Origin of the sequence: Cupriavidus sp. SK-4 (assembly GCF_000611125.1) — a bacterium.
In the GTDB taxonomy this organism is placed as follows: Bacteria; Pseudomonadota; Gammaproteobacteria; order Burkholderiales; family Burkholderiaceae; genus Cupriavidus; species Cupriavidus necator.
Window position 1 is genome coordinate 491 of sequence record NZ_JFJW01000047.1, and the last position, 20310, is coordinate 20800.

Annotated in this window: 33 protein-coding genes; 32 read left to right on the top strand and 1 reads right to left on the bottom strand. The window is 63.5% G+C overall.

Annotated elements, in window-relative coordinates; all coding sequences use genetic code 11:
* Positions 1 to 121: 121 nt before the first annotated feature.
* Positions 122 to 340 (top strand): hypothetical protein, encoded by a 219-nt coding sequence (locus CF68_RS37030; protein WP_152548478.1) that lies wholly within the window; start codon positions 122 to 124, stop codon positions 338 to 340.
* Between the two features lie 258 nt (positions 341 to 598).
* Positions 599 to 2035, top strand: coding sequence for a tannase/feruloyl esterase family alpha/beta hydrolase (locus CF68_RS09335; protein ID WP_161786861.1), 1437 nt, complete (start codon positions 599 to 601; stop codon positions 2033 to 2035).
* A 47-nt stretch (positions 2036 to 2082) separates the two neighbouring features.
* On the opposite strand, the gene CF68_RS09340 is transcribed toward CF68_RS09335, so the two are convergent.
* Complete coding sequence (locus tag CF68_RS09340) at positions 2083 to 3084, bottom strand: AraC family transcriptional regulator (RefSeq protein ID WP_035817795.1); 1002 nt, start codon at positions 3082 to 3084, stop codon at positions 2083 to 2085.
* A gap of 284 nt (positions 3085 to 3368) precedes the next feature.
* On the opposite strand from CF68_RS09340, the gene CF68_RS09345 reads away from it, so the two are divergent.
* The 30 genes from CF68_RS09345 to rpsD all read left to right on the top strand — a co-directional run bounded on the left by CF68_RS09345 (position 3369) and on the right by rpsD (position 20203).
* Positions 3369 to 4598 (top strand): dienelactone hydrolase family protein, encoded by a 1230-nt coding sequence (locus CF68_RS09345; protein ID WP_035817798.1) that lies wholly within the window; start codon positions 3369 to 3371, stop codon positions 4596 to 4598.
* Positions 4599 to 4681: 83 nt separating this feature from the next.
* Positions 4682 to 5470 (top strand): SDR family oxidoreductase, encoded by a 789-nt coding sequence (locus tag CF68_RS09350; protein ID WP_035817801.1) that lies wholly within the window; start codon positions 4682 to 4684, stop codon positions 5468 to 5470.
* Between the two features lie 33 nt (positions 5471 to 5503).
* Entirely contained in the window at positions 5504 to 6745 is a 1242-nt protein-coding gene (locus CF68_RS09355) for a styrene monooxygenase/indole monooxygenase family protein (protein ID WP_035817804.1), read from the top strand.
* Between the two features lies 1 nt (position 6746).
* Positions 6747 to 7247, top strand: coding sequence for a flavin reductase family protein (locus CF68_RS09360; RefSeq protein WP_035817806.1), 501 nt, complete (start codon positions 6747 to 6749; stop codon positions 7245 to 7247).
* Between the two features lie 298 nt (positions 7248 to 7545).
* Positions 7546 to 8196, top strand: a complete 651-nt coding sequence (rplC, locus tag CF68_RS09365) for a 50S ribosomal protein L3 (RefSeq protein WP_013958246.1) — start codon at positions 7546 to 7548, stop codon at positions 8194 to 8196.
* A 12-nt stretch (positions 8197 to 8208) separates the two neighbouring features.
* Positions 8209 to 8829: a 50S ribosomal protein L4 gene (rplD, locus tag CF68_RS09370; protein WP_010812396.1), complete on the top strand. Its 621-nt coding sequence runs from the start codon at positions 8209 to 8211 to the stop codon at positions 8827 to 8829.
* The gene (gene rplW, locus CF68_RS09375) at positions 8826 to 9140 is read left to right on the top strand and encodes a 50S ribosomal protein L23 (RefSeq protein ID WP_006576245.1); all 315 of its coding nucleotides are present in this window, start codon (positions 8826 to 8828) and stop codon (positions 9138 to 9140) included. The genes rplD and rplW overlap by 4 nt, the downstream gene beginning before the upstream one ends.
* A 2-nt stretch (positions 9141 to 9142) precedes the next feature.
* Positions 9143 to 9973 (top strand): 50S ribosomal protein L2, encoded by an 831-nt coding sequence (rplB, locus tag CF68_RS09380; protein WP_035817808.1) that lies wholly within the window; start codon positions 9143 to 9145, stop codon positions 9971 to 9973.
* 22 nt (positions 9974 to 9995) lie between these two features.
* Positions 9996 to 10271 (top strand): 30S ribosomal protein S19, encoded by a 276-nt coding sequence (gene rpsS, locus CF68_RS09385; RefSeq protein WP_010812394.1) that lies wholly within the window; start codon positions 9996 to 9998, stop codon positions 10269 to 10271.
* Between the two features lie 9 nt (positions 10272 to 10280).
* On the top strand, positions 10281 to 10610 hold the full coding sequence (rplV, locus tag CF68_RS09390; RefSeq protein ID WP_013958244.1) for a 50S ribosomal protein L22: 330 nt from the start codon (positions 10281 to 10283) through the stop codon (positions 10608 to 10610).
* A gap of 9 nt (positions 10611 to 10619) precedes the next feature.
* Positions 10620 to 11420, top strand: coding sequence for a 30S ribosomal protein S3 (gene rpsC / locus CF68_RS09395; RefSeq protein ID WP_013958243.1), 801 nt, complete (start codon positions 10620 to 10622; stop codon positions 11418 to 11420).
* Between the two features lie 2 nt (positions 11421 to 11422).
* Positions 11423 to 11839: a 50S ribosomal protein L16 gene (gene rplP, locus CF68_RS09400; RefSeq protein WP_035817809.1), complete on the top strand. Its 417-nt coding sequence runs from the start codon at positions 11423 to 11425 to the stop codon at positions 11837 to 11839.
* An 11-nt stretch (positions 11840 to 11850) separates the two neighbouring features.
* Positions 11851 to 12045, top strand: coding sequence for a 50S ribosomal protein L29 (gene rpmC, locus CF68_RS09405; protein ID WP_010812390.1), 195 nt, complete (start codon positions 11851 to 11853; stop codon positions 12043 to 12045).
* The gene (rpsQ, locus tag CF68_RS09410; RefSeq protein ID WP_010812389.1) at positions 12042 to 12320 is read left to right on the top strand and encodes a 30S ribosomal protein S17; all 279 of its coding nucleotides are present in this window, start codon (positions 12042 to 12044) and stop codon (positions 12318 to 12320) included. Before rpmC ends, rpsQ begins: the two co-directional genes overlap by 4 nt.
* A gap of 278 nt (positions 12321 to 12598) precedes the next feature.
* Positions 12599 to 12967 carry a 50S ribosomal protein L14 gene (gene rplN, locus CF68_RS09415; protein ID WP_010812388.1) on the top strand — a complete coding sequence of 123 codons (369 nt, stop codon included), beginning with the start codon at positions 12599 to 12601 and terminating at the stop codon, positions 12965 to 12967.
* Between the two features lie 9 nt (positions 12968 to 12976).
* Positions 12977 to 13285 (top strand): 50S ribosomal protein L24, encoded by a 309-nt coding sequence (gene rplX / locus CF68_RS09420; RefSeq protein WP_010812387.1) that lies wholly within the window; start codon positions 12977 to 12979, stop codon positions 13283 to 13285.
* Positions 13286 to 13310: 25 nt separating this feature from the next.
* Positions 13311 to 13853: a 50S ribosomal protein L5 gene (rplE, locus tag CF68_RS09425; protein WP_010812386.1), complete on the top strand. Its 543-nt coding sequence runs from the start codon at positions 13311 to 13313 to the stop codon at positions 13851 to 13853.
* 9 nt (positions 13854 to 13862) lie between these two features.
* A complete protein-coding gene (gene rpsN, locus CF68_RS09430; RefSeq protein WP_010812385.1) occupies positions 13863 to 14168 on the top strand; it encodes a 30S ribosomal protein S14 in 306 nt (101 codons plus the stop codon).
* A 27-nt stretch (positions 14169 to 14195) separates the two neighbouring features.
* Entirely contained in the window at positions 14196 to 14591 is a 396-nt protein-coding gene (gene rpsH, locus CF68_RS09435) for a 30S ribosomal protein S8 (RefSeq protein ID WP_010812384.1), read from the top strand.
* A gap of 10 nt (positions 14592 to 14601) precedes the next feature.
* Positions 14602 to 15135, top strand: coding sequence for a 50S ribosomal protein L6 (gene rplF, locus CF68_RS09440; RefSeq protein WP_010812383.1), 534 nt, complete (start codon positions 14602 to 14604; stop codon positions 15133 to 15135).
* An 11-nt stretch (positions 15136 to 15146) separates the two neighbouring features.
* Positions 15147 to 15503, top strand: coding sequence for a 50S ribosomal protein L18 (rplR, locus tag CF68_RS09445; RefSeq protein ID WP_010812382.1), 357 nt, complete (start codon positions 15147 to 15149; stop codon positions 15501 to 15503).
* Positions 15504 to 15524: 21 nt separating this feature from the next.
* Entirely contained in the window at positions 15525 to 16043 is a 519-nt protein-coding gene (gene rpsE / locus CF68_RS09450) for a 30S ribosomal protein S5 (RefSeq protein ID WP_006160449.1), read from the top strand.
* A gap of 10 nt (positions 16044 to 16053) precedes the next feature.
* The gene (gene rpmD / locus CF68_RS09455) at positions 16054 to 16236 is read left to right on the top strand and encodes a 50S ribosomal protein L30 (RefSeq protein WP_010812381.1); all 183 of its coding nucleotides are present in this window, start codon (positions 16054 to 16056) and stop codon (positions 16234 to 16236) included.
* Positions 16237 to 16258: 22 nt separating this feature from the next.
* Positions 16259 to 16693 (top strand): 50S ribosomal protein L15, encoded by a 435-nt coding sequence (gene rplO, locus CF68_RS09460; RefSeq protein WP_010812380.1) that lies wholly within the window; start codon positions 16259 to 16261, stop codon positions 16691 to 16693.
* A 43-nt stretch (positions 16694 to 16736) separates the two neighbouring features.
* On the top strand, positions 16737 to 18080 hold the full coding sequence (gene secY / locus CF68_RS09465) for a preprotein translocase subunit SecY (protein ID WP_035817811.1): 1344 nt from the start codon (positions 16737 to 16739) through the stop codon (positions 18078 to 18080).
* A gap of 23 nt (positions 18081 to 18103) precedes the next feature.
* Positions 18104 to 18322, top strand: coding sequence for a translation initiation factor IF-1 (infA, locus tag CF68_RS09470; RefSeq protein WP_018313956.1), 219 nt, complete (start codon positions 18104 to 18106; stop codon positions 18320 to 18322).
* Positions 18323 to 18352: 30 nt separating this feature from the next.
* The gene (gene rpmJ, locus CF68_RS09475; protein ID WP_008642959.1) at positions 18353 to 18469 is read left to right on the top strand and encodes a 50S ribosomal protein L36; all 117 of its coding nucleotides are present in this window, start codon (positions 18353 to 18355) and stop codon (positions 18467 to 18469) included.
* A gap of 19 nt (positions 18470 to 18488) precedes the next feature.
* Complete coding sequence (gene rpsM / locus CF68_RS09480; protein WP_010812377.1) at positions 18489 to 18854, top strand: 30S ribosomal protein S13; 366 nt, start codon at positions 18489 to 18491, stop codon at positions 18852 to 18854.
* Between the two features lie 24 nt (positions 18855 to 18878).
* Positions 18879 to 19277 carry a 30S ribosomal protein S11 gene (rpsK, locus tag CF68_RS09485; protein WP_010812376.1) on the top strand — a complete coding sequence of 133 codons (399 nt, stop codon included), beginning with the start codon at positions 18879 to 18881 and terminating at the stop codon, positions 19275 to 19277.
* 302 nt (positions 19278 to 19579) lie between these two features.
* A complete protein-coding gene (gene rpsD / locus CF68_RS09490; protein ID WP_013958240.1) occupies positions 19580 to 20203 on the top strand; it encodes a 30S ribosomal protein S4 in 624 nt (207 codons plus the stop codon).
* Positions 20204 to 20310: the final 107 nt, after the last annotated feature.

Here is a 20310-nt window from a genome sequence, read left to right on the forward strand (position 1 = left end):
AGGCTTGCATACAGCAGCCTTGCTCCCCGGATTGCTCCCCTGCCGCGCGAGCGAGGGCGACGAATCGACCCGCTTGGCGCCGGCATTACGCGCCGCAAAGTGATACATAAACGCTGATTGATTGAATAATGTTGTATCACTAACATCCATTGCAACTGGCTGGATTGATGTAGATCAAAGCCGCGACGCCAACGCCGCCACGCTGATCAGCGTGGCCGCCATGGTGTCCGGCGTCCTGCCCGAGAAGCAGCACACCGCCTTCCTGTTCGGCCTGGTGCCGGCAATCCCCGCACTGCTCAACGTCCCGGTGCTGGTCCTCTTCACGCGTTCGAAGTCTTGAAAAGGGGGAGCGCGAAATGGCGCTCCGGCGCTTCCCCCGCAGCGGCTTTACCTTGTTTCAGTCGTGCCGGCAAAGCCGCAAACATAAGCGTGGCGCCCCCCAGAGGAGACAATCATGTTTGAAAGGACTCACCGGGCCCGTGCGTCCGCGCCAATGCGGCCGCGCTCGGGCAATGTCGTCGGCATTGCCCTGGTGCTGGCCATCGGACTCACACTCAGTGCGTGCGGCGGCGACGACGGGCAGCCAGCAGCTTCAACCGTGGCCGCGGTCGACTACACGGCGGCGTGTGCTTCGCTGCAAGGCAAGGCCATCGGCGGGGCGAGCATCACGGCGGCAAAGCGCATCGAGGCGGCGGGCGGGCTGCCGGGCTACTGCAAGGTTTCGGCAACCAGCGGCACGATGCTCGACATCGAAGTGGATCTGCCGGACAACTGGACGGGCAGGCTGATGCATCAGGGTGGCGGAGGTTTCGATGGGCAGGTGAAAACCGTGGAGAGCTTCAGCGCCGGCTACCCGCTGTACCAGCCGCTCCAGCGAGGCGTTGCCTACGCCGCGTCGAATGGCGGCAACCGTACTGGCGACCCCTCCGAATTCCTGACGAGCCAAACCGAGAAGAGCGACTATGCCTATGCCGCGGTCGGCACCACGATCGCTTTCGCCAAGGCAGCAGTCAAGGCGTTCTACGGCCGTGCGCCCAGCCATACCTACTTCAACGGGGCGTCCAATGGCGGGCGCAATGCCTACATCGCAGCGCAGCGCTGGCCGGACCAGTACGACGGGATCATCGCCGGCGCGGAAACCATGAACATGGCCACGCAGACAGCAGCGTGGCTCAACCTGGCGCGGCGTGCCGGTTCCGCCGACATGCCGGCCGCGGCCCAGTGGACAGCGCTGAACGCTGCCGCGATCGCAGCGTGTGACGGGCTGGATGGGATCAGGGACGGCATCATCGCCAACCCGAACGCCTGTACCTTCAGTCCGGCCGCGCTGGCGTGCGATGCCCCCGGGGCCGATGCGGCCACCTGCCTGAGCCCCGGGCAGCTGCGTACCGTCCAGGAACAGGTCGGGCCGCTGAGCGACTCGGCGGGCGCGCTGGTCTACGCGGGCTACTACTGGGCCGATTTTGGCGAATTCCTGCCATACCACACGGCCCTCGGCGGCGGCTTCGCCGCCATCGCCACGGGCAACGCGGCGTGGATGCTGCCCGCCACGCAGCCAGGCAGCTTGCAGGCAACGTTCGACGTGACGCGGGACTTGCCGCCGATCGCCGTCGGCTTGCAGCAGGCCGGGGCGGATCACGATATGCGTGCCATCGCGCAATTCGTGTCATCGGGCAAGAAGCTGATCTCCTGGCACGGCGGCGCGGACTCACTGCTCAGCGGCAGGGACCACGTTCGCAATTTCATGGCGATGACCCAGCTTGCGGGCGCCGGCGCGGCCAATGCCCGCTTCTACCTCGAGCCGGGTGTCGGGCATGTGCAAGGCGGCGTTGGCCCGGACCAGGTCGACTATCTCGGGGCCATGATCGACTGGGTCGAGAAATCGGCCGCCCCTGAGCAGCTGCTGATCTCGAAAAGGGACGCGCAGCAGAGTGTGGTGCGCACCATGCCGCTGTGCGTGTACCCGAAATTCCCGAAGTACTCGGGGTCGGGGGATGCCAATCTTGCTGCCAGCTACAGTTGCGCGATGAGCTGAGCGATCGCGGCGGCTGCCCGAGGCGGCAGCACTGAATTCACACAAGCCTAGCCCGCTCCGCGCCGCCGCAAGGTCTGCGCAGGGCACTCTCCGAACGCGCGCCGGTACTCCGCGCTGAACCGTCCCAGATGGGCAAAGCCCCAGCGCAGCGCCGCCGCGCTTACTGACGGCACCGAGGCGTCGTTCAGCAGGTCGTGCCGCACGCGCTCCAGCCGCACCGTGCGCAGGTAGGCCATCGGCCCGGTGCCGCGATGCTCGCGGAAACCGGCGAACAGGCTGCGTACGCTGACGCCGGCGACCTCGGCCAGCACGGCGGGCGTCAGCTCCGCCGCGGCGTTCGCGTGAATATATTCCTCCACCACTTTCACATGGCGCGGTGCCAGCGGCTTGCCGTGTTCGCGCAATGCGTCCGACAGGTTGTGCGGCTGCGACGTCAGCAGCGTGCCGATCACCAGCTGTTCCAGCTGGCAGGCAGTCAGCGGATGGCGCGCGGTGTCGGGCGCGGTCTCCAGCATCGCGGCGAGATAGCGCATCAGTTCGTACCAGGCGCCGCTGCGCCAGGCCATGCCGAGCGCGAAGCGCAGCGGCCGCTCGGGGCGCCGGCCCAGGTGGGCGGCGCAGACGCGTTCCAGCGCACTGCGTTCGATGCGCACGATCAGCTGGTCGTTGTCGGCGCTCCAGCGCATGGCCAGCGCATCGCTGGGCGTCAGCACCGAAGCGCAGTCGGGCGTGGAAACGATGCGCTGGTCGCCGCAGCGGATCTCGGCCTGTCCTTGCAGCGGCATCTGCACCAGCAGGAAGTCGCCGAGCGGGCCGGGGTCGATGGTGACGTCGGCGCCGTAGGCGAGGCGGTTGAACGAGACCGCGCCAAGCGGCGCATGATGCATGCGTGCCTGCAAGCGGGTGCCGCGTATCTCGAGCCGGTGCGGCTTGAACACGCGCCCGACGGCGGCGCGCGTCTCGGCCAGGTCGGTCGAGGCGAACACGCACCGGGCGGGATCGCCGAGCAGGGCGCTCGCCAGCGGGCCGGCGGCGGGGGGCAGCTGCATTGTCTCGCTCCTCTGGCGGGGCCGCGGCGCTGCCGGTGACCGTGCGCGCCGCTGGTTCCGGGGCTGGCCCGGCATGACGGCCGGGCACGGTTTCCCACGCGATCCACTATAGCGGATGGCCTCGCCGTCAGCGATACGGCGTTGACCGAGTCCGAAGTTTCCTGCACTAATCGGATAGCCGCTGCGTCCAGCGGCTAGTTTGCTGCGGTGCGGTGCCACCATCATGGAAACCAGCACGGCAGTCCCACCAGATACCGGAAAGAGAACGACAAGGAGCGCAGGCCATGGGCCAGACCATCCAGATCCAGACCCCCGAAGGCAGTTTCAGCGGTTATCTCGCCACCCCGGCGGCAGGCAAGGGCCCGGGCATCGTGCTGTGCCAGGAGATCTTCGGCGTCAACGCGACCATGCGGCAGGTAGCGGACTACTACGCCGAGGAGGGCTATACGGTGCTGGTGCCCGACCTGTTCTGGCGCATCGCGCCCGGGATCGAGCTGACCGACCGCGGCGAGGACTTCCAGCGGGCACTGGGCCTGTACCAGCAGTTCGACGAAGCCAAGGGCGTGCAGGATGTGGGCGCCGCGCTTGAAGCACTGCGGGCGCGGCCGGAATGCGTCGGCCAGACCGGCGTGCTGGGCTTCTGCCTGGGCGGCAAGCTGGCCTACCTGGCGGCCTGCCGGCTGCCCGACGTGGCCTGCGCGGTGGCGTACTACGGCGTGGGCATCGAGCACGCGCTGGGCGAGGCCGCCAACGTGCGCGGCCGCCTGGTGCTGCATATCGCCGAGAAAGACGGATTCTGCCCGCCGCAGGCCCAGGCTGCGATCCGCGAAGCCCTGGCCGGGCGCGAGAACATCGAGGTCTACGTCTACGCCGGCGTCGACCATGCCTTTGCACGCACGGGCGGCGAGCACTTCGACAAGCCCTCGGCGCTGATGGCGCACCAGCGCTCGATCGCTGCGCTGCGCGGCGAGATGGGGCCGCACTACGATTTCTCCGCGCTGTGGGACAAGCACTGCGAGTATGAATTCGCCACCCGCGATGTCGACGCCACCATGGCGACGATGGTGCCGCAGCCCTATGTGAACCATATCCCGACCATGACCGGCGGCGTCGGCTACGCGCAGCTGCGGCGCTTCTACCAGCACCATTTCGTGCACAGCAATCCGCCCGACACCACGCTGATCCCGCTGTCGCGCACGGTCGGGGCCACGCAGATCGTCGACGAGATGCTGTTCTGCTTCACGCATACCTGCGAGATCGACTGGATGCTGCCCGGCGTGCCGCCCACCGGCAAGCGCGTGGAGATCCCGCTGATCGCCATCGTCAAGTTCCGCGGCGACAAGCTGTACCACGAGCATATCTACTGGGACCAGGCCAGCGTGCTGGTACAGATCGGCAAGCTGGATCCGGCGGGTTTGCCGGTGGCGGGCGTGGAGACCGCGCGCAAGCTGCTGGACGAGACCCTGCCGTCGAACACGCTGATGGCGCGCTGGCAGCAGAGCGAAGGCAAGTAGGCGGCGCGCGGCATAGATCCGGAACGGGCCCGCAGAGGCCCGCCCGCAACCATCGCCGGCTATTGCCGGCACAGGAGACAAGTATGAAAGGACTGCAGGGCAAGGTGGCCATTGTCACCGGCGGCGCCACGCTGATCGGCGCCGGCGTGGCCCGAGCCTTTGTCGAGGCCGGCGCGCGCGTGGCGATCTTCGATATCGATGCCGCCAACGGCGAGCGCGTGGCCGCGGCGCTGGGAGCGAACGCGCTGTTCATCGCCACCGACATCACGCGTGACGAGCAGGTCCGCGATGCCGTGGCGCAGGTGGTGCAGCGCTTTGGCGGCGTGGACTGCCTGGTCAACCTGGCCTGCACCTATCTCGATGACGGCTTCCGCTCGAATCGTGCCGACTGGCTGGCGGCGCTCGACGTCAACGTGGTGTCGGGCGTGATGCTGGCGCAGGCGGTGCACCCGCACATGCGGGCGCGCGGCGGCGGCGCGATCGTCAATTTCACCAGTATCTCGGCCAACGTGGCGCAGACCGGGCGCTGGCTCTACCCGGTGTCGAAAGCCGCCATCGCGCAGCTGACGCGCAGCATGGCGATGGACCTGGCGCCGGACCGCATCCGCGTCAATGCGGTATCGCCGGGCTGGACCTGGTGCCGGCTGATGGACGAGGTCAGCGGCGGCAACCGCGCCCGCACCGATGCCGTGGCCGCGCCGTTTCACCTGCTGGGCCGCGTTGGCGAGCCCGATGAGGTGGCCCAGGTGGTGCTATTCCTCTGTTCCGACCATGCCAGCTTCGTCACCGGCGCCGACTATGCCGTCGACGGCGGCTATTCCGCCATGGGGCCGGAGCAGAACGTGCCCGCCATCGGCAAGCTGGCCGGCTGAACGCCGCCGAAGGACCCTTCAGGAGAAAACGTCATGAGCCAACGCATCGCCATCGTCGGAGCCGGCCAGTCGGGCCTGCAAATGGCCCTCGGGCTTCAAGCCAATGGCTACCGGGTCACGCTGCTGTCCAACCGGACACCCGAGCAGATCCGCGGCGGCAAAGTCATGTCCAGCCAGTGCATGTTCGACCGCGCGCTGCAGACCGAGCGCGAGCTCGGGCTGAACTGGTGGGACGATGCCTGCCCGCCGGTGGAAGGCATCGGCCTGGCCGTGCCACATCCCGAGCAGGCCGGTGCCCGCGCGATCGACTGGGCCGCGCCGCTGGACCGCCCGGCGCAGGCGGTGGACCAGCGCCTGAAGATGCCGGCGTGGATGGAGGCCTTCGTTGCACGCGGCGGCGACCTGCGCATCGCAGATGTCGGCCTGGACGAGCTGGAGGACCTGACCCGCGAGCATGACCTCGTTCTGCTGGCCGCTGGCAAGGGCGAGATCGTCAGCCGCTTCGAGCGCGATGCCTCCCGCAGCCCTTTCGACAAGCCGCAGCGCGCGCTGGCGCTGACCTATGTGACCGGCATGGAGCCGCGCACGCCGTTCTCGCGGGTTTGCTTCAACCTGATCCCGGGCGTGGGCGAATACTTCGTCTTCCCCGCGCTGACGCTGTCCGGGCCGTGCGAGATCATGGTGTTCGAAGGCATCCCGGGCGGCCCGATGGACCGCTGGGCCGAGGCGCGCACTCCGGCGCAGCACCTGGCCGAAAGCCTGCGCATCCTGCAGACCTACCTGCCATGGGAGGCCGAGCGCTGCGAGCGGGTGGCGCTGACCGACGACAACGGCATCCTTGCCGGGCGCTTCGCGCCAACGGTGCGCAAGCCGGTGCTGACACTGCCGTCCGGGCGGCTGGTGTTCGGCATGGCCGATGCCGTGGTGGTCAACGACCCGATCACGGGGCAGGGCTCGAACAACGCCGCCAAATGCTGCAAGGTCTATCTCGATGCGATCCTGGCACGCGGCGACCAGCCCTTCGACCAAGCCTGGATGGAGCGCACCTTTGACCAGTACTGGCAATACGCGGGCGACGTGGTGGCGTGGACCAACTCGCTGCTGACCCCGCCGCCGCCGCATATCCTGGCGCTGCTGGGCGCCGCGGGCCAGGCGCCGGCACTGGCCGCGCGCATCGCCAACGGCTTCGACAATCCGCCGGACTACTTCCCGTGGTGGCTGGATCCGCAGGCCTGCGACCAGCTGATCAACCAGTACGTCGCCGAGGCCGCCTGACATGCACGCCGCCACGCCCGCTACTTCCGTCCATGATCCGCGCGAGCTGCGCCGGGTTTGCGGCCGCTATGCCACCGGCGTGGCCGTCATTGGCGCCTGCGGAGCGCAGGACCGGCCCGTCGGCCTGACCGTGAACTCGTTCGCCTCGCTGTCGCTGGCGCCGCCGCTGATCTTGTGGAGCCTGGCGCTGCACTCGCCGAATGCGGGCCTCTTTGCGCCGGGCGCGCATTTCGGCGTTAGCATCCTGCGCGCGGGGCATGGCCAACTGGCCCGCCGCTTCGCCATGCCTTCGGCGGACAAGTTCGCCGGTGTCGCCCACCGGCGTTGCGAGCGCGGCGTGCCCTATCTTGACGAGGCCCTGGCGACGCTGGCCTGTCGCGTCGAGCGTGCCGACCCGGTTGGCGACCATCTGCTGATCGTTGGCGCGGTCGAGGGGTTCGAGGCGGGGGACGGCGAGCCCCTGGTATTCTATGGCGGCGATTTCGTGCGCATTGCCGCCTGAGCAAGCGCAGGCGAGTGCGCCATGCGCAGCTTCCATGCACTCCCGTCGCCTCCGCACCACACTGCAAGCCACGCAAGCGCCACTACTGCGGTCTCCCTGCCTACAACATTGCAGGGAAATCCGCAATTCATATTGCCCTTCCCAAGCTGCTGCGATATAGTGTAAGGCTACCCGTTTCCTCGGGTAGTGGGCTGGCCACTTTGGCCGCGCGCAGTCTTCTTTAGCGCAGGCCCACAGCAAACACAGTTTTCGTGTATCAATCAGCCCCGGCCAATCGCAGCTGGGAATGGAGCAAACCATGAGCCTTGGCCTTGTAGGTCGCAAGGTTGGCATGACCCGTATTTTCACGGACGACGGTGATTCGATTCCCGTTACCGTGGTCGAGGTCGGCGACAACCGCGTGACGCAAATCAAGACGGACGAGACCGACGGTTATACCGCGGTTCAAGTCACCTTCGGCGCACGACGCGCAAGCCGCGTTACCAAGCCGCTGGCGGGTCATCTCGCCAAAGCCGGCGTGGAAGCCGGCGAAATCATCCGCGAATTCCGTATCGATGCAGCCAAGGCTGCCGAACTGCAAGCTGGCGGTTCGCTGTCGGTCGACCTGTTCGAAGTCGGTCAGAAGATCGACGTGCAGGGCGTGTCGATCGGTAAGGGCTACGCCGGTACCATCAAGCGTTATCACTTCGCCTCCGGCCGTGCCACCCACGGTAACTCGCGCTCGCACAACGTGCCGGGCTCGATCGGTATGGCGCAGGATCCGGGCCGCGTGTTCCCGGGCAAGCGCATGACCGGTCACCTGGGCGATGTCACCCGCACCGTGCAGAACCTGGAAATCGCCAAGATCGACGCAGAGCGCAAGCTGCTGCTGGTCAAGGGTGCCATTCCCGGCTCCAAGGGCGGCAAGGTCATCGTCACCCCGGCCGTCAAGGCCAAAGCCAAAGCTTAAGGAGCGCATGTAATGGAACTCAAGCTCCTCCAGGACAATGGCCAGATCGGCGCAGGCGTTGACGCTTCGCCCGAAGTGTTCGGCCGTGACTACAACGAAGCCCTCGTTCACCAGATCGTCGTCGCTTACCAGGCCAACGCTCGCAGCGGTAACCGTAAGCAGAAGGATCGTGAAGAGGTCAAGCACACGACCAAGAAGCCGTGGCGCCAGAAGGGTACGGGCCGTGCTCGTGCCGGTATGTCTTCCTCGCCGCTGTGGCGCGGGGGCGGCCGTATCTTCCCGAATTCGCCGGAAGAGAACTTCACCCAGAAGGTCAACAAGAAGATGTTCCGTGCCGGCATGCGCTCGATTTACTCGCAGCTCGCACGTGAAGGTCGTATCAACGTGGTGGACGGTTTCACTGTCGACGCGCCCAAGACCAAGCTCTTGGCCGACAAGTTCAAGGCCATGGGCCTGGACTCGGTGCTGATCATCACCGACAGCCTCGACGAAAACCTCTACCTGGCTTCGCGCAACCTGCCGCACGTGGCAGTTGTCGAGCCGCGCCAGGCTGATCCGCTGTCGCTCGTGCACTACAAGAAGGTGCTGGTGACCAAGGCAGCCGTCGCGCAGATCGAGGAGTTGCTGAAATGACGCAAGTAGCCAAGAACGATCATCGTTTGATGCAGGTGCTGCTCGCGCCGGTGGTTTCCGAAAAGGCAACCCTGGTCGCCGACAAGAATGAACAAGTCGTGTTCGAAGTGGCCCGCGATGCCAACAAGGCAGAAGTGAAGGCCGCCGTCGAACTGCTGTTCAAGGTCGAGGTGCAGTCCGTTCAGATCCTGAACCAGAAGGGCAAGCAGAAGCGTTTTGGCCGTTTCATGGGGCGTCGCAACCACGTGAAGAAGGCCTACGTTTCGCTGAAGCCGGGTCAGGAAATCAATTTTGAAGCGGAGGCCAAGTAATCATGGCACTCGTCAAGACCAAGCCGACTTCCCCGGGTCGTCGCTCGATGGTGAAGGTGGTCAACAAAGACCTTCACAAGGGCGCCCCGCACGCTCCGCTGCTGGAAAAGCAATTCCAGAAGTCGGGCCGTAACAACAATGGTCATATCACCACCCGCCACAAGGGCGGTGGTCATAAGCACCACTACCGCGTGGTCGACTTCAAGCGCAACGACAAGGACGGCATCCCCGCCAAGGTCGAGCGCCTGGAATACGATCCGAACCGCAGCGCCAATATCGCGCTGGTGCTGTTCGCCGACGGCGAGCGCCGCTACATCATCGCCACCAAGGGCATGGTTGCCGGCCAGCCGCTGATGAACGGCTCGGAAGCGCCGATCAAGGCCGGTAACAACCTGCCGATCCGCAACATTCCGGTCGGTACCACGATCAACAACGTGGAAATGCTGCCTGGCAAGGGTTCGCAGATCGCACGTGCCGCCGGCGGTTCCGCCGTGCTGCTGGCTCGTGAAGGCCTGTACGCCCAGGTTCGCCTGCGCTCCGGTGAAGTGCGTCGCGTGCACATCGAGTGCCGCGCCACCATCGGTGAAGTGGGCAACGAAGAGCACAGCCTGCGCGTCATCGGCAAGGCCGGTGCCACCCGCTGGCGCGGTATCCGCCCGACGGTGCGTGGTGTCGTGATGAACCCGGTGGATCACCCGCACGGTGGTGGTGAAGGCAAGACCGCCGCTGGTCGCGATCCGGTTTCGCCGTGGGGTACCCCGGCCAAGGGTTACCGTACCCGCAGCAACAAGCGCACGGACAGCATGATCGTCCAGAAGCGCCACAAGCGTTAATCGGTAGGTAGGAGCTAAAGATATGACTCGTTCCGCTAAAAAGGGTCCGTTCTGCGACGCCCACCTGCTGAAGAAGGTGGAAGTCGCCTCGAGCGGCAAGGACAAGAAGCCCATCAAGACTTGGTCGCGTCGCTCGACCATTCTGCCGGAGTTCATTGGCCTGACGATCGCCGTGCACAACGGCCGTCAACACGTGCCGGTGTACGTTACGGAAAACATGGTTGGCCACAAGCTCGGTGAATTTGCGATTACCCGCACGTTCAAGGGCCACGCGGCTGACAAGAAAGCGAAGAGGTAAGGTGCCATCATGGAAGTGAAAGCGATTCATCGCGGTGCCCGCATCTCCGCCCAGAAGACGCGCCTGGTCGCTGACCAGATCCGTGGTCTGCCGATCGAGCGCGCGCTCAATGTCCTGCAGTTCAGCCCGAAAAAGGCTGCCGGGATCGTGAAGAAGGTGGTCGAATCGGCCATCGCCAACGCTGAGCACAACGAAGGCGCCGACATCGACGAACTGAAGGTCAAATCGATCTTCGTCGACAAGGCAACCTCGCTCAAGCGCTTCACCGCACGGGCAAAGGGTCGCGGCAACCGCATCGAGAAACAAACCTGTCACATCACTGTGACGCTCGGCAACTAAGGAGTCACGATGGGACAGAAGATTCATCCGACTGGCTTCCGCCTGGCTGTCAGCCGTAACTGGGCTTCGCGCTGGTACGCCAGCAACACGAAGTTCGCCGGCATGCTGAAGGAAGACATCGAAGTTCGAGACTTCCTGAAGAAGAAGCTGAAGAACGCATCGGTTGGCCGCGTCGTGATCGAGCGCCCCGCCCGCAATGCACGCATCACCATTTACAGCTCGCGTCCGGGCGTGGTGATCGGCAAGAAGGGTGAGGACATCGAACTGCTCAAGGCTGAACTGCAGCGTCGCATGGGCGTGCCCGTGCACGTGAACATCGAGGAAATCCGCAAGCCGGAAACCGATGCTCAGCTGATCGCCGACTCGATCACCCAGCAGCTCGAGCGCCGCATCATGTTCCGCCGCGCCATGAAGCGCGCCATGCAGAACGCGATGCGCCTGGGCGCCCAGGGTATCAAGATCATGAGCGCCGGCCGTCTGAACGGTATCGAAATCGCACGTACCGAGTGGTACCGCGAAGGCCGTGTGCCCCTGCACACCCTGCGCGCCGACATCGACTACGGCTTCTCCGAAGCAGAAACCACCTACGGCATCATCGGTGTCAAGGTGTGGGTCTACAAGGGTGATCACCTCGGCCGCAATGACGCGCCGGTGGTGGAAGAGCCGCAAGACGACCGTCGTCGTCGCCCGGGTCGTCCGGAAGGCCGCCGCCGTGAAGGCGAAGGCCGCCCGGGTGGCAACCGTCGCGGTGGCGCCGGTGCAGGTGCCGGTCGCCGCGGTGCGCCTGGCGATGCGAAGAGTGGAGAATAACGATGCTGCAACCTAAGCGCAGAAAATACCGCAAGGAGCAGAAGGGCCGCAACACGGGTAAGGCTACCCGTGGTAACGCCGTGTCTTTCGGCGAATTCGGCCTGAAGGCCATGGGCCGTGGCCGCCTGACCGCTCGTCAGATCGAGTCGGCACGTCGTGCGATGACCCGCCACATCAAGCGTGGCGGCCGCATCTGGATCCGGATTTTCCCGGACAAGCCGATCTCGAAGAAGCCTGCCGAAGTCCGTATGGGTAACGGTAAGGGCAATCCGGAGTACTACGTGGCTGAAATCCAGCCGGGTAAGATGCTGTACGAAATGGACGGCGTGACCGAAGACCTGGCGCGTGGGGCGTTCCGCCTCGCAGCCGCCAAGCTGCCGATCGCCACCAATTTCGTGGTGCGCCAGGTCGGGACGTAAGGAGAGCAGGGATGAAAGCATCCGAACTTCGCGGCAAGGACGCCGCCGGGCTGAACCAGGAGCTCTCCGAGCTGCTGAAGGCCCAATTTAGCCTGCGCATGCAAAAGGCGACCCAACAGCTGCAGAACACCAGCCAGCTGAAGAAGGTTCGCAAGGACATCGCGCGTGTGCAAACCGTGCTGACTCAAAAGGCAAACGCGAAATGACTGAAGCTGCACAAACGGAAAAGTCGCTTCGCCGTACCCTGGTCGGCCGTGTCGTGAGCGACAAGATGGACAAGACCGTTACGGTCTTGGTGGAAAACCGCGTCAAGCATCCTCTGTACGGCAAGTACGTGCTGCGTTCCAAGAAGTACCACGCACACGACGAAGCCAACCAGTACAAGGAAGGCGACAAGGTCGAGATCCAGGAAGGCCGTCCGCTGTCGCGGACCAAGTCCTGGGTGGTTTCCCGGCTGGTAGAGGCTGCACGCGTCATCTAAGAACAACAGTTCTTAGCTTGACTTGCAAGTCCAGGATTATGTAGCTATAATCCTGGACTTCCGCTTTGTTGCGTTCGCCTTTGCAGTACCACCCGGGCGGGCCTGTGAAGCGAGCCAGGGCCGAGCGGCCTCAGCAAGTTGTTGAGATCGCCTGGTTCCTACCGACTTCAAAGTTGATCAACCCATACGGAGCTGGCGCAATGCCGGGGCCGACGGGACCAAGACTGACCGATGGGCGCTTTTTGCACCTGACGGATTAAGTTGGGAAGACAAACACCATGATTCAGACAGAAAGCCGGCTCGAAGTAGCCGATAACACTGGTGCGCGCGAAGTGCTGTGCATCAAGGTGCTGGGTGGCTCCAAGCGCCGCTACGCAAGCGTTGGCGACATCATCAAGGTGACCGTCAAGGACGCAGCGCCGCGCGGTCGCGTGAAGAAGGGCGACATCTACAACGCCGTCGTCGTGCGTACCGCCAAGGGCGTGCGCCGCGCTGACGGTTCGCTGATCAAGTTCGACGGCAACGCCGCCGTCCTGCTGAACAACAAGCTCGAGCCGATCGGCACCCGTATCTTCGGGCCGGTGACTCGTGAACTCCGTACCGAGCGCTTCATGAAGATCGTGTCGCTCGCTCCGGAAGTGCTGTAAGGAGCCGCCATGAACAAGATTCGCAAAGGCGACGAAGTCATTGTGCTGACCGGCAAGGACAAGGGCAAGCGCGGTACCGTGCAAGCCGTCCTGGGCGACAAGGTTGCGGTGCAAGGCGTGAACATCGCCAAGAAGCATGCCCGCCCGAACCCGATGCTGGGCACTACCGGTGGTGTGGTCGACAAGGTCATGCCCCTGCATATTTCCAACGTTGCGCTCGTGGATGCCAATGGCAAGCCGTCGCGCGTCGGCATCAAGGTGGAAGACGGCAAGCGCGTGCGCGTGCTGAAGACCACCGGCGCCGTCGTGGCAGCTTGATTCTGGGCACGTATAGGAGTTGAGCATGGCAGCACGTCTGCAAGAGTTTTACAAAGAACAGGTTGTGCCGAAGCTGATCGAACAGTTCGGCTACAAGTCGGTCATGGAAGTGCCGCGCATCACCAAGATCACCCTGAACATGGGTCTTGGCGAAGCCATCAATGACAAGAAGATCATTGAGAACGCCGTCGGCGACCTGACCAAGATCGCCGGTCAGAAGCCGGTCGTGACGAAGGCCAAGAAGGCTATCGCCGGCTTCAAGATTCGCCAGGGCTACCCCATCGGGGCGATGGTGACCCTGCGCGGCGAGCGCATGTTCGAATTCCTCGATCGTTTCGTTACCGTGGCCCTGCCGCGCGTGCGTGACTTCCGTGGTGTGTCGGGCCGGTCGTTCGACGGTCGTGGCAACTACAACATCGGTGTGAAAGAGCAGATCATTTTCCCCGAAATCGAGTACGACAAGATCGACGCACTGCGTGGTCTGAACATCAGCATCACGACGACGGCAAAGAACGACGAGGAAGCCAAGGCACTCCTCGGTGCGTTCAAGTTCCCGTTCCGCAATTAAGGGGTAACCGTGGCTAAACTGGCTCTGATTGAACGTGAGAAGAAGCGCGCCAAGCTGGTGGCGAAGTATGCCGCCAAGCGCGCCAACCTCAAGGCCATTATCGACGACCAAGAGAAGTCGGAAGAAGAGCGTTACAGCGCGCGTCTCGAGCTGCAACAGCTCCCGCGCAACGCGAACCCGACTCGCCAGCGTAACCGCTGCGCGATCACCGGTCGTCCCCGCGGTACCTTCCGCAAGTTTGGCCTGGCGCGTAACAAGATCCGCGAAATCGCCTTCAAGGGCGAAATCCCGGGTCTGACGAAAGCCAGCTGGTAATTACGCACAGGCTACAGGAGAAACAGTATGAGCATGAGCGATCCTATCGCCGATATGCTGACGCGCATCCGCAACGCCCAGGGCGTGCAGAAAGCGTCGGTTGTCATGCCGTCGTCGAAGCTGAAAGTGGCAATCGCCAAGGTCCTGAAGGACGAAGGCTACATCGACGACTACGCCGTCCAGGAAGATGGCGGCAAGGCACAACTGAGCATCGGTCTCAAGTACTACGCCGGCCGTCCGGTCATCGAGCGCATTGAGCGCGTCTCGAAGCCCGGCTTGCGCGTGTACAAGGGCCGCAGCGACATCCCGCAAGTGATGAACGGCCTGGGTGTGGCGATCATTTCGACCCCGCAGGGTCTGATGACCGACCGCAAGGCTCGCGCCACTGGCGTGGGCGGCGAAGTTCTCTGCTACGTCGCTTAAGGAGAGAACCATGTCCCGTGTAGGTAAGGCTCCCATCGCGCTCCCCAAGGGCGCGGAAGTGAACGTGGCGGCTGGCGTGCTCTCCGTAAAGGGCCCGCTCGGTACGCTGTCGCAGCCGATTCACAGCCTGGTCAAGGTCAATGTCGAGAACGACACGCTGACCTTCAGCCCGGCTGACGAATCGCGTGAAGCAAACGCTCTGCAGGGCACCATGCGTGCTCTGGTGGCCAACATGGTCAAGGGCGTAACCACCGGTTTCGAGCGCAAGCTGAACCTCGTCGGCGTGGGCTATCGTGCCCAGCTGCAAGGCGCTGCGCTGAAGCTCCAGCTTGGTTTCTCGCACGACGTGATCCATGAGATGCCGGAAGGCGTGAAGGCGGAAACGCCGACGCAGACCGAGATCATCATCAAGGGTGCGGACAAGCAGAAAGTCGGTCAGGTTGCCGCGGAAGTCCGCGCGTACCGCCCGCCTGAGCCCTACAAGGGCAAGGGTGTGCGTTACTCGGACGAGCGCGTCATCCTGAAGGAAACCAAGAAGAAGTAAGGGGTGCAATGATGAACAAGAAAGACGCTCGTTTGCGCCGTGCACGTCAGACCCGCGCCAAGATCGCGGAGATGAAAGTCAATCGTCTGACCGTGTTCCGTACGAATTCGCATATTTACGCCCAGGTTTTCTCGGAGTGCGGCACCAAGGTGCTGGCTTCCGCGTCGACCGCCGAGGTGGAAGTGCGCAAGGAACTGGATGGCAAGGGCGCTACCGCCGCTGCCGCCACCGTGGTTGGCAAGCGCATCGCCGAGAAGGCGAAGGCTGCCGGCGTGGAAACTGTCGCGTTCGATCGCGCCGGCTTCCGTTTCCATGGCCGCGTCAAGGCCCTGGCAGACGCCGCCCGCGAAGCCGGCCTGAAGTTCTAAGCGCATAGAGAGAGATACGTCATGGCAAAGATGCAAGCAAAAGTCCAACAGGACGAACGCGACGACGGCCTCCGCGAGAAGATGATCTCGGTCAACCGCGTCACCAAGGTGGTGAAGGGTGGCCGGATTCTCGGTTTCGCTGCGCTGACCGTGGTTGGTGACGGCGATGGCCGCATCGGCATGGGCAAGGGCAAGGCTAAGGAAGTGCCGGTTGCTGTTCAGAAGGCAATGGACGAAGCCCGTCGCAAGATGGTCAAGGTCTCGCTGAAGAACGGCACGCTGCAACACGAAGTCGTTGGCAAGCACGGCGCCGCCAAGGTGCTGATGATGCCCGCCAAGGAAGGTACCGGCGTGATCGCCGGCGGCCCGATGCGCGCGATCTTCGAAGTGATGGGCGTCACCAACGTGGTGACCAAGTCGCACGGCTCCACCAACCCGTACAACATGGTTCGCGCCACGCTGGACGGCCTTCAGAAGATGAGCACGCCGGGCGAAATCGCCGCCAAGCGTGGCAAGTCGGTCGAAGACATCCTGGGTTAAGGTGAACGCAATGTCGCAGAAAACCGTAAAAGTGCAACTCGTGCGCAGCCTGATCGGCACGCGCGAGGATCATCGCGCCACTGTTCGTGGCCTGGGCCTGCGCCGCATCAACTCGGTGTCGGAGCTGCAGGACACGCCCGCTGTGCGCGGCATGATCAACAAGGTCTCGTACCTGGTCAAGGTTCTGGCCTGATACCGGGAACTCGGAGAGCAAGATGCAACTGAACAACCTGAAACCGGCCGCCGGTTCGAAGCACGCCAAGCGTCGCGTCGGTCGCGGTATCGGCTCCGGCCTGGGCAAGACTGCCGGTCGCGGCCACAAGGGTCAGAAGTCGCGTTCGGGCGGCTTCCACAAGGTGGGCTTCGAAGGCGGTCAAATGCCGCTGTATCGTCGTCTGCCCAAGCGCGGCTTCACCTCGCTGACCAAGGCGTTCAACGCCGAAGTCACGCTGCGTGACATCGAGCGCCTGGAAGCGGCCGAAGTCGACCTGCTGGTCCTGAAGCAAGCTGGCCTGGTGGGCGAGCTGGTCAAGAGCGCCAAGGTCATCAAGGCTGGCGAACTGACCCGCAAGGTGACGATCAAGGGTCTGGGCGCCACCGCTGGCGCCAAGGCCGCGATCGAAGCCGCCGGCGGCCAGATCGCAGCCTGATAGGCATTCATCGCAGCATAGGCAGTAATAGTCGGAGCATCGTTTGGCCACGGCGAAACCCAATGCAAGCGCGCAAGCCAGGAACACGGCGAAGTACGGCGACCTCAAGCGCCGGCTGATGTTCCTGGTGCTGGCCCTGATCGTGTACCGCATCGGCGCTCATATTCCGGTGCCCGGTATAGATCCGGAGCAGCTTGCGAAGCTTTTCCAGAGTCAGTCGGGTGGCATCCTCGGGATGTTCAACCTGTTCTCGGGCGGGGCGCTGTCGCGCTTTACCGTCTTCGCGCTCGGCATCATGCCGTACATCTCGGCGTCGATCATCATGCAATTGCTGACGATCGTGCTGCCGCAGCTGGAAACGTTGAAGAAGGAAGGGCAGGCAGGGCAACGCAAGATCACGCAGTACACGCGCTACGGCACGGTGGTCCTGGCCACGTTCCAGGCGCTGTCGATTGCGGTGGCGCTGGAGTCGCAGCCTGGGCTGGTGCTGGATCCGGGCCTGATGTTCCGGGCCACGGCAGTGATCACGCTGGTGACCGGCACGATGTTCCTGATGTGGCTGGGTGAGCAGATCACCGAGCGTGGTCTGGGCAACGGCATCTCGATCATCATCTTTGGCGGTATCGCGGCGGGCCTGCCCAACGCGATCGGCGGACTGTTCGAACTGGTCCGCACGGGTTCCATGAGCATCATCGCGGCGATCTTCATCGTGGCGATCGTGATTGGTGTGACCTTCGCCGTGGTGTTCGTCGAGCGGGGCCAGCGCAAGATCCTGGTGAACTATGCCAAGCGTCAGGTCGGCAACAAGGTGTACGGCGGCCAGTCGTCGCACCTGCCGCTGAAGCTGAACATGGCAGGGGTGATTCCGCCGATCTTCGCATCGTCGATCATCCTGTTCCCGGCGACGATCGCGGGCTGGTTCACGTCTGACTCGACGGGTGCGGTTGGCGGGTTCATCAAGGACCTGGCTGCCACGCTGTCGCCGGGCCAGCCGGTCTACATCCTGCTGTACGCTGCTGCGATTGTATTTTTCTGCTTCTTCTATACGGCCCTGGTGTACAACAGCCGTGAAGTGGCAGACAACCTGAAGAAAAGCGGTGCCTTCATTCCGGGCATTCGTCCGGGCGAGCAGACGACGCGCTATATCGACAAGATTCTGGTGCGCCTGACGCTGGCTGGTGCGGTCTATATCACACTGGTCTGCCTGTTGCCGGAATTCCTGGTGCTGCGGTGGAACGTTCCGTTCTACTTTGGCGGAACCTCGCTGCTGATCATCGTGGTCGTCACGATGGACTTCATGGCTCAGGTTCAGTCTTACGTGATGTCGCAGCAATATGAGTCGCTGCTGAAGAAGGCGAATTTCAAGGGCAATCTGACCTTGCGCTGACTTCGGATCGGTACAGGCTAGGTATGGCAAAAGACGACGTCATCCAGATGCACGGGGAGGTCCTGGAAAACCTGCCCAATGCGACGTTCCGGGTCAAGCTGGAGAATGGCCATGTAGTACTGGGTCATATCTCCGGCAAGATGCGAATGAACTACATCCGGATTCTTCCGGGTGACAAGGTGACAGTCGAGCTGACCCCATATGATCTGTCGCGCGCACGAATCGTCTTCCGGACGAAGTGAGCGAACAGGAATTGAAGGAAGAGGAAAATTATGAAAGTGCTGGCTTCTGTTAAGCGCATTTGCCGCAACTGCAAAATCATCAAGCGCAACGGTGTCGTGCGCGTGATCTGCTCGTCGGATCCCCGCCACAAGCAACGCCAAGGCTAATCGGAAAGAGGATTGACGAATGGCACGTATCGCAGGGGTTAACATCCCGAACCACAAGCACACCGAAATCGGCCTGACGGCCATTTATGGTGTCGGCCGCTCGCGCGCTCGCAAGATTTGCGAGGCCACCGGTGTACCGTTTGACAAGAAGGTCAAGGATCTGACCGACGCCGACCTGGAAAAGCTTCGTGACGAAGTGGGCAAGGTCACGGTCGAGGGTGACCTGCGTCGTGAAACCACGATGAACATCAAGCGTCTGATGGACCTTGGTTGCTATCGTGGCATGCGTCACCGCAAGGGCCTGCCCATGCGCGGTCAGCGTACCCGGACCAATGCCCGCACCCGCAAGGGTCCGCGCAAGGCCGGCGTGGCTCTGAAGAAGTAAAGCCGAAGGCAGAGGAAGAAACTAATGGCAAAAGGTCCGAATAACGCCGCTCGCGCGCGTAAAAAGGTCAAGAAGAACGTTGCCGACGGCATTGCGCACGTCCACGCCTCGTTCAACAACACCATCATCACGATCACCGACCGTCAGGGCAACGCCCTGTCGTGGGCGACCGCCGGTGGCCAGGGCTTCAAGGGTTCGCGCAAGTCGACCCCGTTCGCTGCCCAGGTTGCTGCCGAGAACGCCGGCCGCGTGGCGCAAGACCAGGGCATCAAGAACCTGGAAGTGCGCATCAAGGGCCCCGGCCCGGGTCGTGAATCGGCTGTCCGCGCGCTGAACGCGCTGGGCATCAAGATCGCGATCATCGAAGACGTCACGCCGATTCCGCACAACGGCTGCCGTCCGCCGAAGCGCCGCCGCATCTGAGCGTTGGTGTGTCCGGGCCCGGTGGGTTTACCTGCCGGTTTCGGATATGGTAGTATCGCGCGTTGACCTGCTGCATTTTAATGCGGCAGGTTTTCGTTTTGCGTCGAGGGAATGTCTCTTACGGCACATTCCCATGCCGGCGCACCGTAAATGCTTGCAGTGTCGTACCCGGCAACGGGGCGCGCTTAATAAGCCCACCGTCCGTCACGGTCTCCCGGGTGCAGAAATGCACTGCGGAAGTACTGCGTTGACGGACTCGCGGCGCGTCTAGAAGGCGCCGCGATCGATCAAAGGAAGACAACGTGGCACGTTATACCGGCCCGAAGGCCAAACTTTCCCGCCGTGAAGGCACCGATCTGTTCCTGAAGAGCGCACGCCGCTCGCTCGCCGACAAGTGCAAGCTGGACAGCAAGCCCGGCCAGCACGGCCGCACCTCGGGTGCCCGCACCTCCGACTACGGCAACCAGCTGCGTGAAAAGCAGAAGGTCAAGCGCATCTACGGTGTGCTCGAGCGCCAGTTCCGCCGCTACTTCGCCGAAGCCGACCGCCGCAAGGGCAACACCGGCGAAAACCTGCTGCAACTGCTGGAATCGCGCCTGGACAACGTCGTGTACCGCATGGGCTTTGGCTCGACCCGCGCTGAAGCGCGCCAGCTGGTGTCGCACAAGGCGATCCTGGTGAACGGTCAGACCCTGAACGTGCCGTCGGCCCAGATCAAGTCTGGCGACGTCGTCACCATCCGCGAACAGTCGAAGAAGCAAGTCCGTATCGCTGAATCGCTGTCGCTGGCCGAGCAGTCGGGTTTCCCGACCTGGGTGGCCGTGGACTCGAAGAAATTCGAAGGCACCTTCAAGCAAGTGCCGGATCGCGCCGATATCTCGGGCGACATCAACGAAAGCCTGATCGTCGAACTGTACTCGCGTTAATCACGCGAGCGGAACGGCCCAGAGCTTGCGTTCGCCGCAAAGCTTCCCTTTCAGCCCGACGCGCTGTACGCGCGGTCGGGCTTCGCCCATCTCACGATGGGATTTTC

Coding starts and splice junctions, on each gene's coding strand:
- CF68_RS09340 (WP_035817795.1), bottom strand. CDS start 3,084: ATGCAGCTGCCCCCCGCCGCCGGCCCGCTGGCGAGCGCCCTGCTCGGC.
- CF68_RS09345 (WP_035817798.1), top strand. CDS start 3,369: ATGGGCCAGACCATCCAGATCCAGACCCCCGAAGGCAGTTTCAGCGGT.
- CF68_RS09350 (WP_035817801.1), top strand. CDS start 4,682: ATGAAAGGACTGCAGGGCAAGGTGGCCATTGTCACCGGCGGCGCCACG.
- CF68_RS09355 (WP_035817804.1), top strand. CDS start 5,504: ATGAGCCAACGCATCGCCATCGTCGGAGCCGGCCAGTCGGGCCTGCAA.
- CF68_RS09360 (WP_035817806.1), top strand. CDS start 6,747: ATGCACGCCGCCACGCCCGCTACTTCCGTCCATGATCCGCGCGAGCTG.
- rplC (WP_013958246.1), top strand. CDS start 7,546: ATGAGCCTTGGCCTTGTAGGTCGCAAGGTTGGCATGACCCGTATTTTC.
- rplD (WP_010812396.1), top strand. CDS start 8,209: ATGGAACTCAAGCTCCTCCAGGACAATGGCCAGATCGGCGCAGGCGTT.
- rplW (WP_006576245.1), top strand. CDS start 8,826: ATGACGCAAGTAGCCAAGAACGATCATCGTTTGATGCAGGTGCTGCTC.
- rplB (WP_035817808.1), top strand. CDS start 9,143: ATGGCACTCGTCAAGACCAAGCCGACTTCCCCGGGTCGTCGCTCGATG.
- rpsS (WP_010812394.1), top strand. CDS start 9,996: ATGACTCGTTCCGCTAAAAAGGGTCCGTTCTGCGACGCCCACCTGCTG.
- rplV (WP_013958244.1), top strand. CDS start 10,281: ATGGAAGTGAAAGCGATTCATCGCGGTGCCCGCATCTCCGCCCAGAAG.
- rpsC (WP_013958243.1), top strand. CDS start 10,620: ATGGGACAGAAGATTCATCCGACTGGCTTCCGCCTGGCTGTCAGCCGT.
- rplP (WP_035817809.1), top strand. CDS start 11,423: ATGCTGCAACCTAAGCGCAGAAAATACCGCAAGGAGCAGAAGGGCCGC.
- rpmC (WP_010812390.1), top strand. CDS start 11,851: ATGAAAGCATCCGAACTTCGCGGCAAGGACGCCGCCGGGCTGAACCAG.
- rpsQ (WP_010812389.1), top strand. CDS start 12,042: ATGACTGAAGCTGCACAAACGGAAAAGTCGCTTCGCCGTACCCTGGTC.
- rplN (WP_010812388.1), top strand. CDS start 12,599: ATGATTCAGACAGAAAGCCGGCTCGAAGTAGCCGATAACACTGGTGCG.
- rplX (WP_010812387.1), top strand. CDS start 12,977: ATGAACAAGATTCGCAAAGGCGACGAAGTCATTGTGCTGACCGGCAAG.
- rplE (WP_010812386.1), top strand. CDS start 13,311: ATGGCAGCACGTCTGCAAGAGTTTTACAAAGAACAGGTTGTGCCGAAG.
- rpsH (WP_010812384.1), top strand. CDS start 14,196: ATGAGCATGAGCGATCCTATCGCCGATATGCTGACGCGCATCCGCAAC.
- rplF (WP_010812383.1), top strand. CDS start 14,602: ATGTCCCGTGTAGGTAAGGCTCCCATCGCGCTCCCCAAGGGCGCGGAA.
- rplR (WP_010812382.1), top strand. CDS start 15,147: ATGAACAAGAAAGACGCTCGTTTGCGCCGTGCACGTCAGACCCGCGCC.
- rpsE (WP_006160449.1), top strand. CDS start 15,525: ATGGCAAAGATGCAAGCAAAAGTCCAACAGGACGAACGCGACGACGGC.
- rpmD (WP_010812381.1), top strand. CDS start 16,054: ATGTCGCAGAAAACCGTAAAAGTGCAACTCGTGCGCAGCCTGATCGGC.
- rplO (WP_010812380.1), top strand. CDS start 16,259: ATGCAACTGAACAACCTGAAACCGGCCGCCGGTTCGAAGCACGCCAAG.
- infA (WP_018313956.1), top strand. CDS start 18,104: ATGGCAAAAGACGACGTCATCCAGATGCACGGGGAGGTCCTGGAAAAC.
- rpmJ (WP_008642959.1), top strand. CDS start 18,353: ATGAAAGTGCTGGCTTCTGTTAAGCGCATTTGCCGCAACTGCAAAATC.
- rpsM (WP_010812377.1), top strand. CDS start 18,489: ATGGCACGTATCGCAGGGGTTAACATCCCGAACCACAAGCACACCGAA.
- rpsK (WP_010812376.1), top strand. CDS start 18,879: ATGGCAAAAGGTCCGAATAACGCCGCTCGCGCGCGTAAAAAGGTCAAG.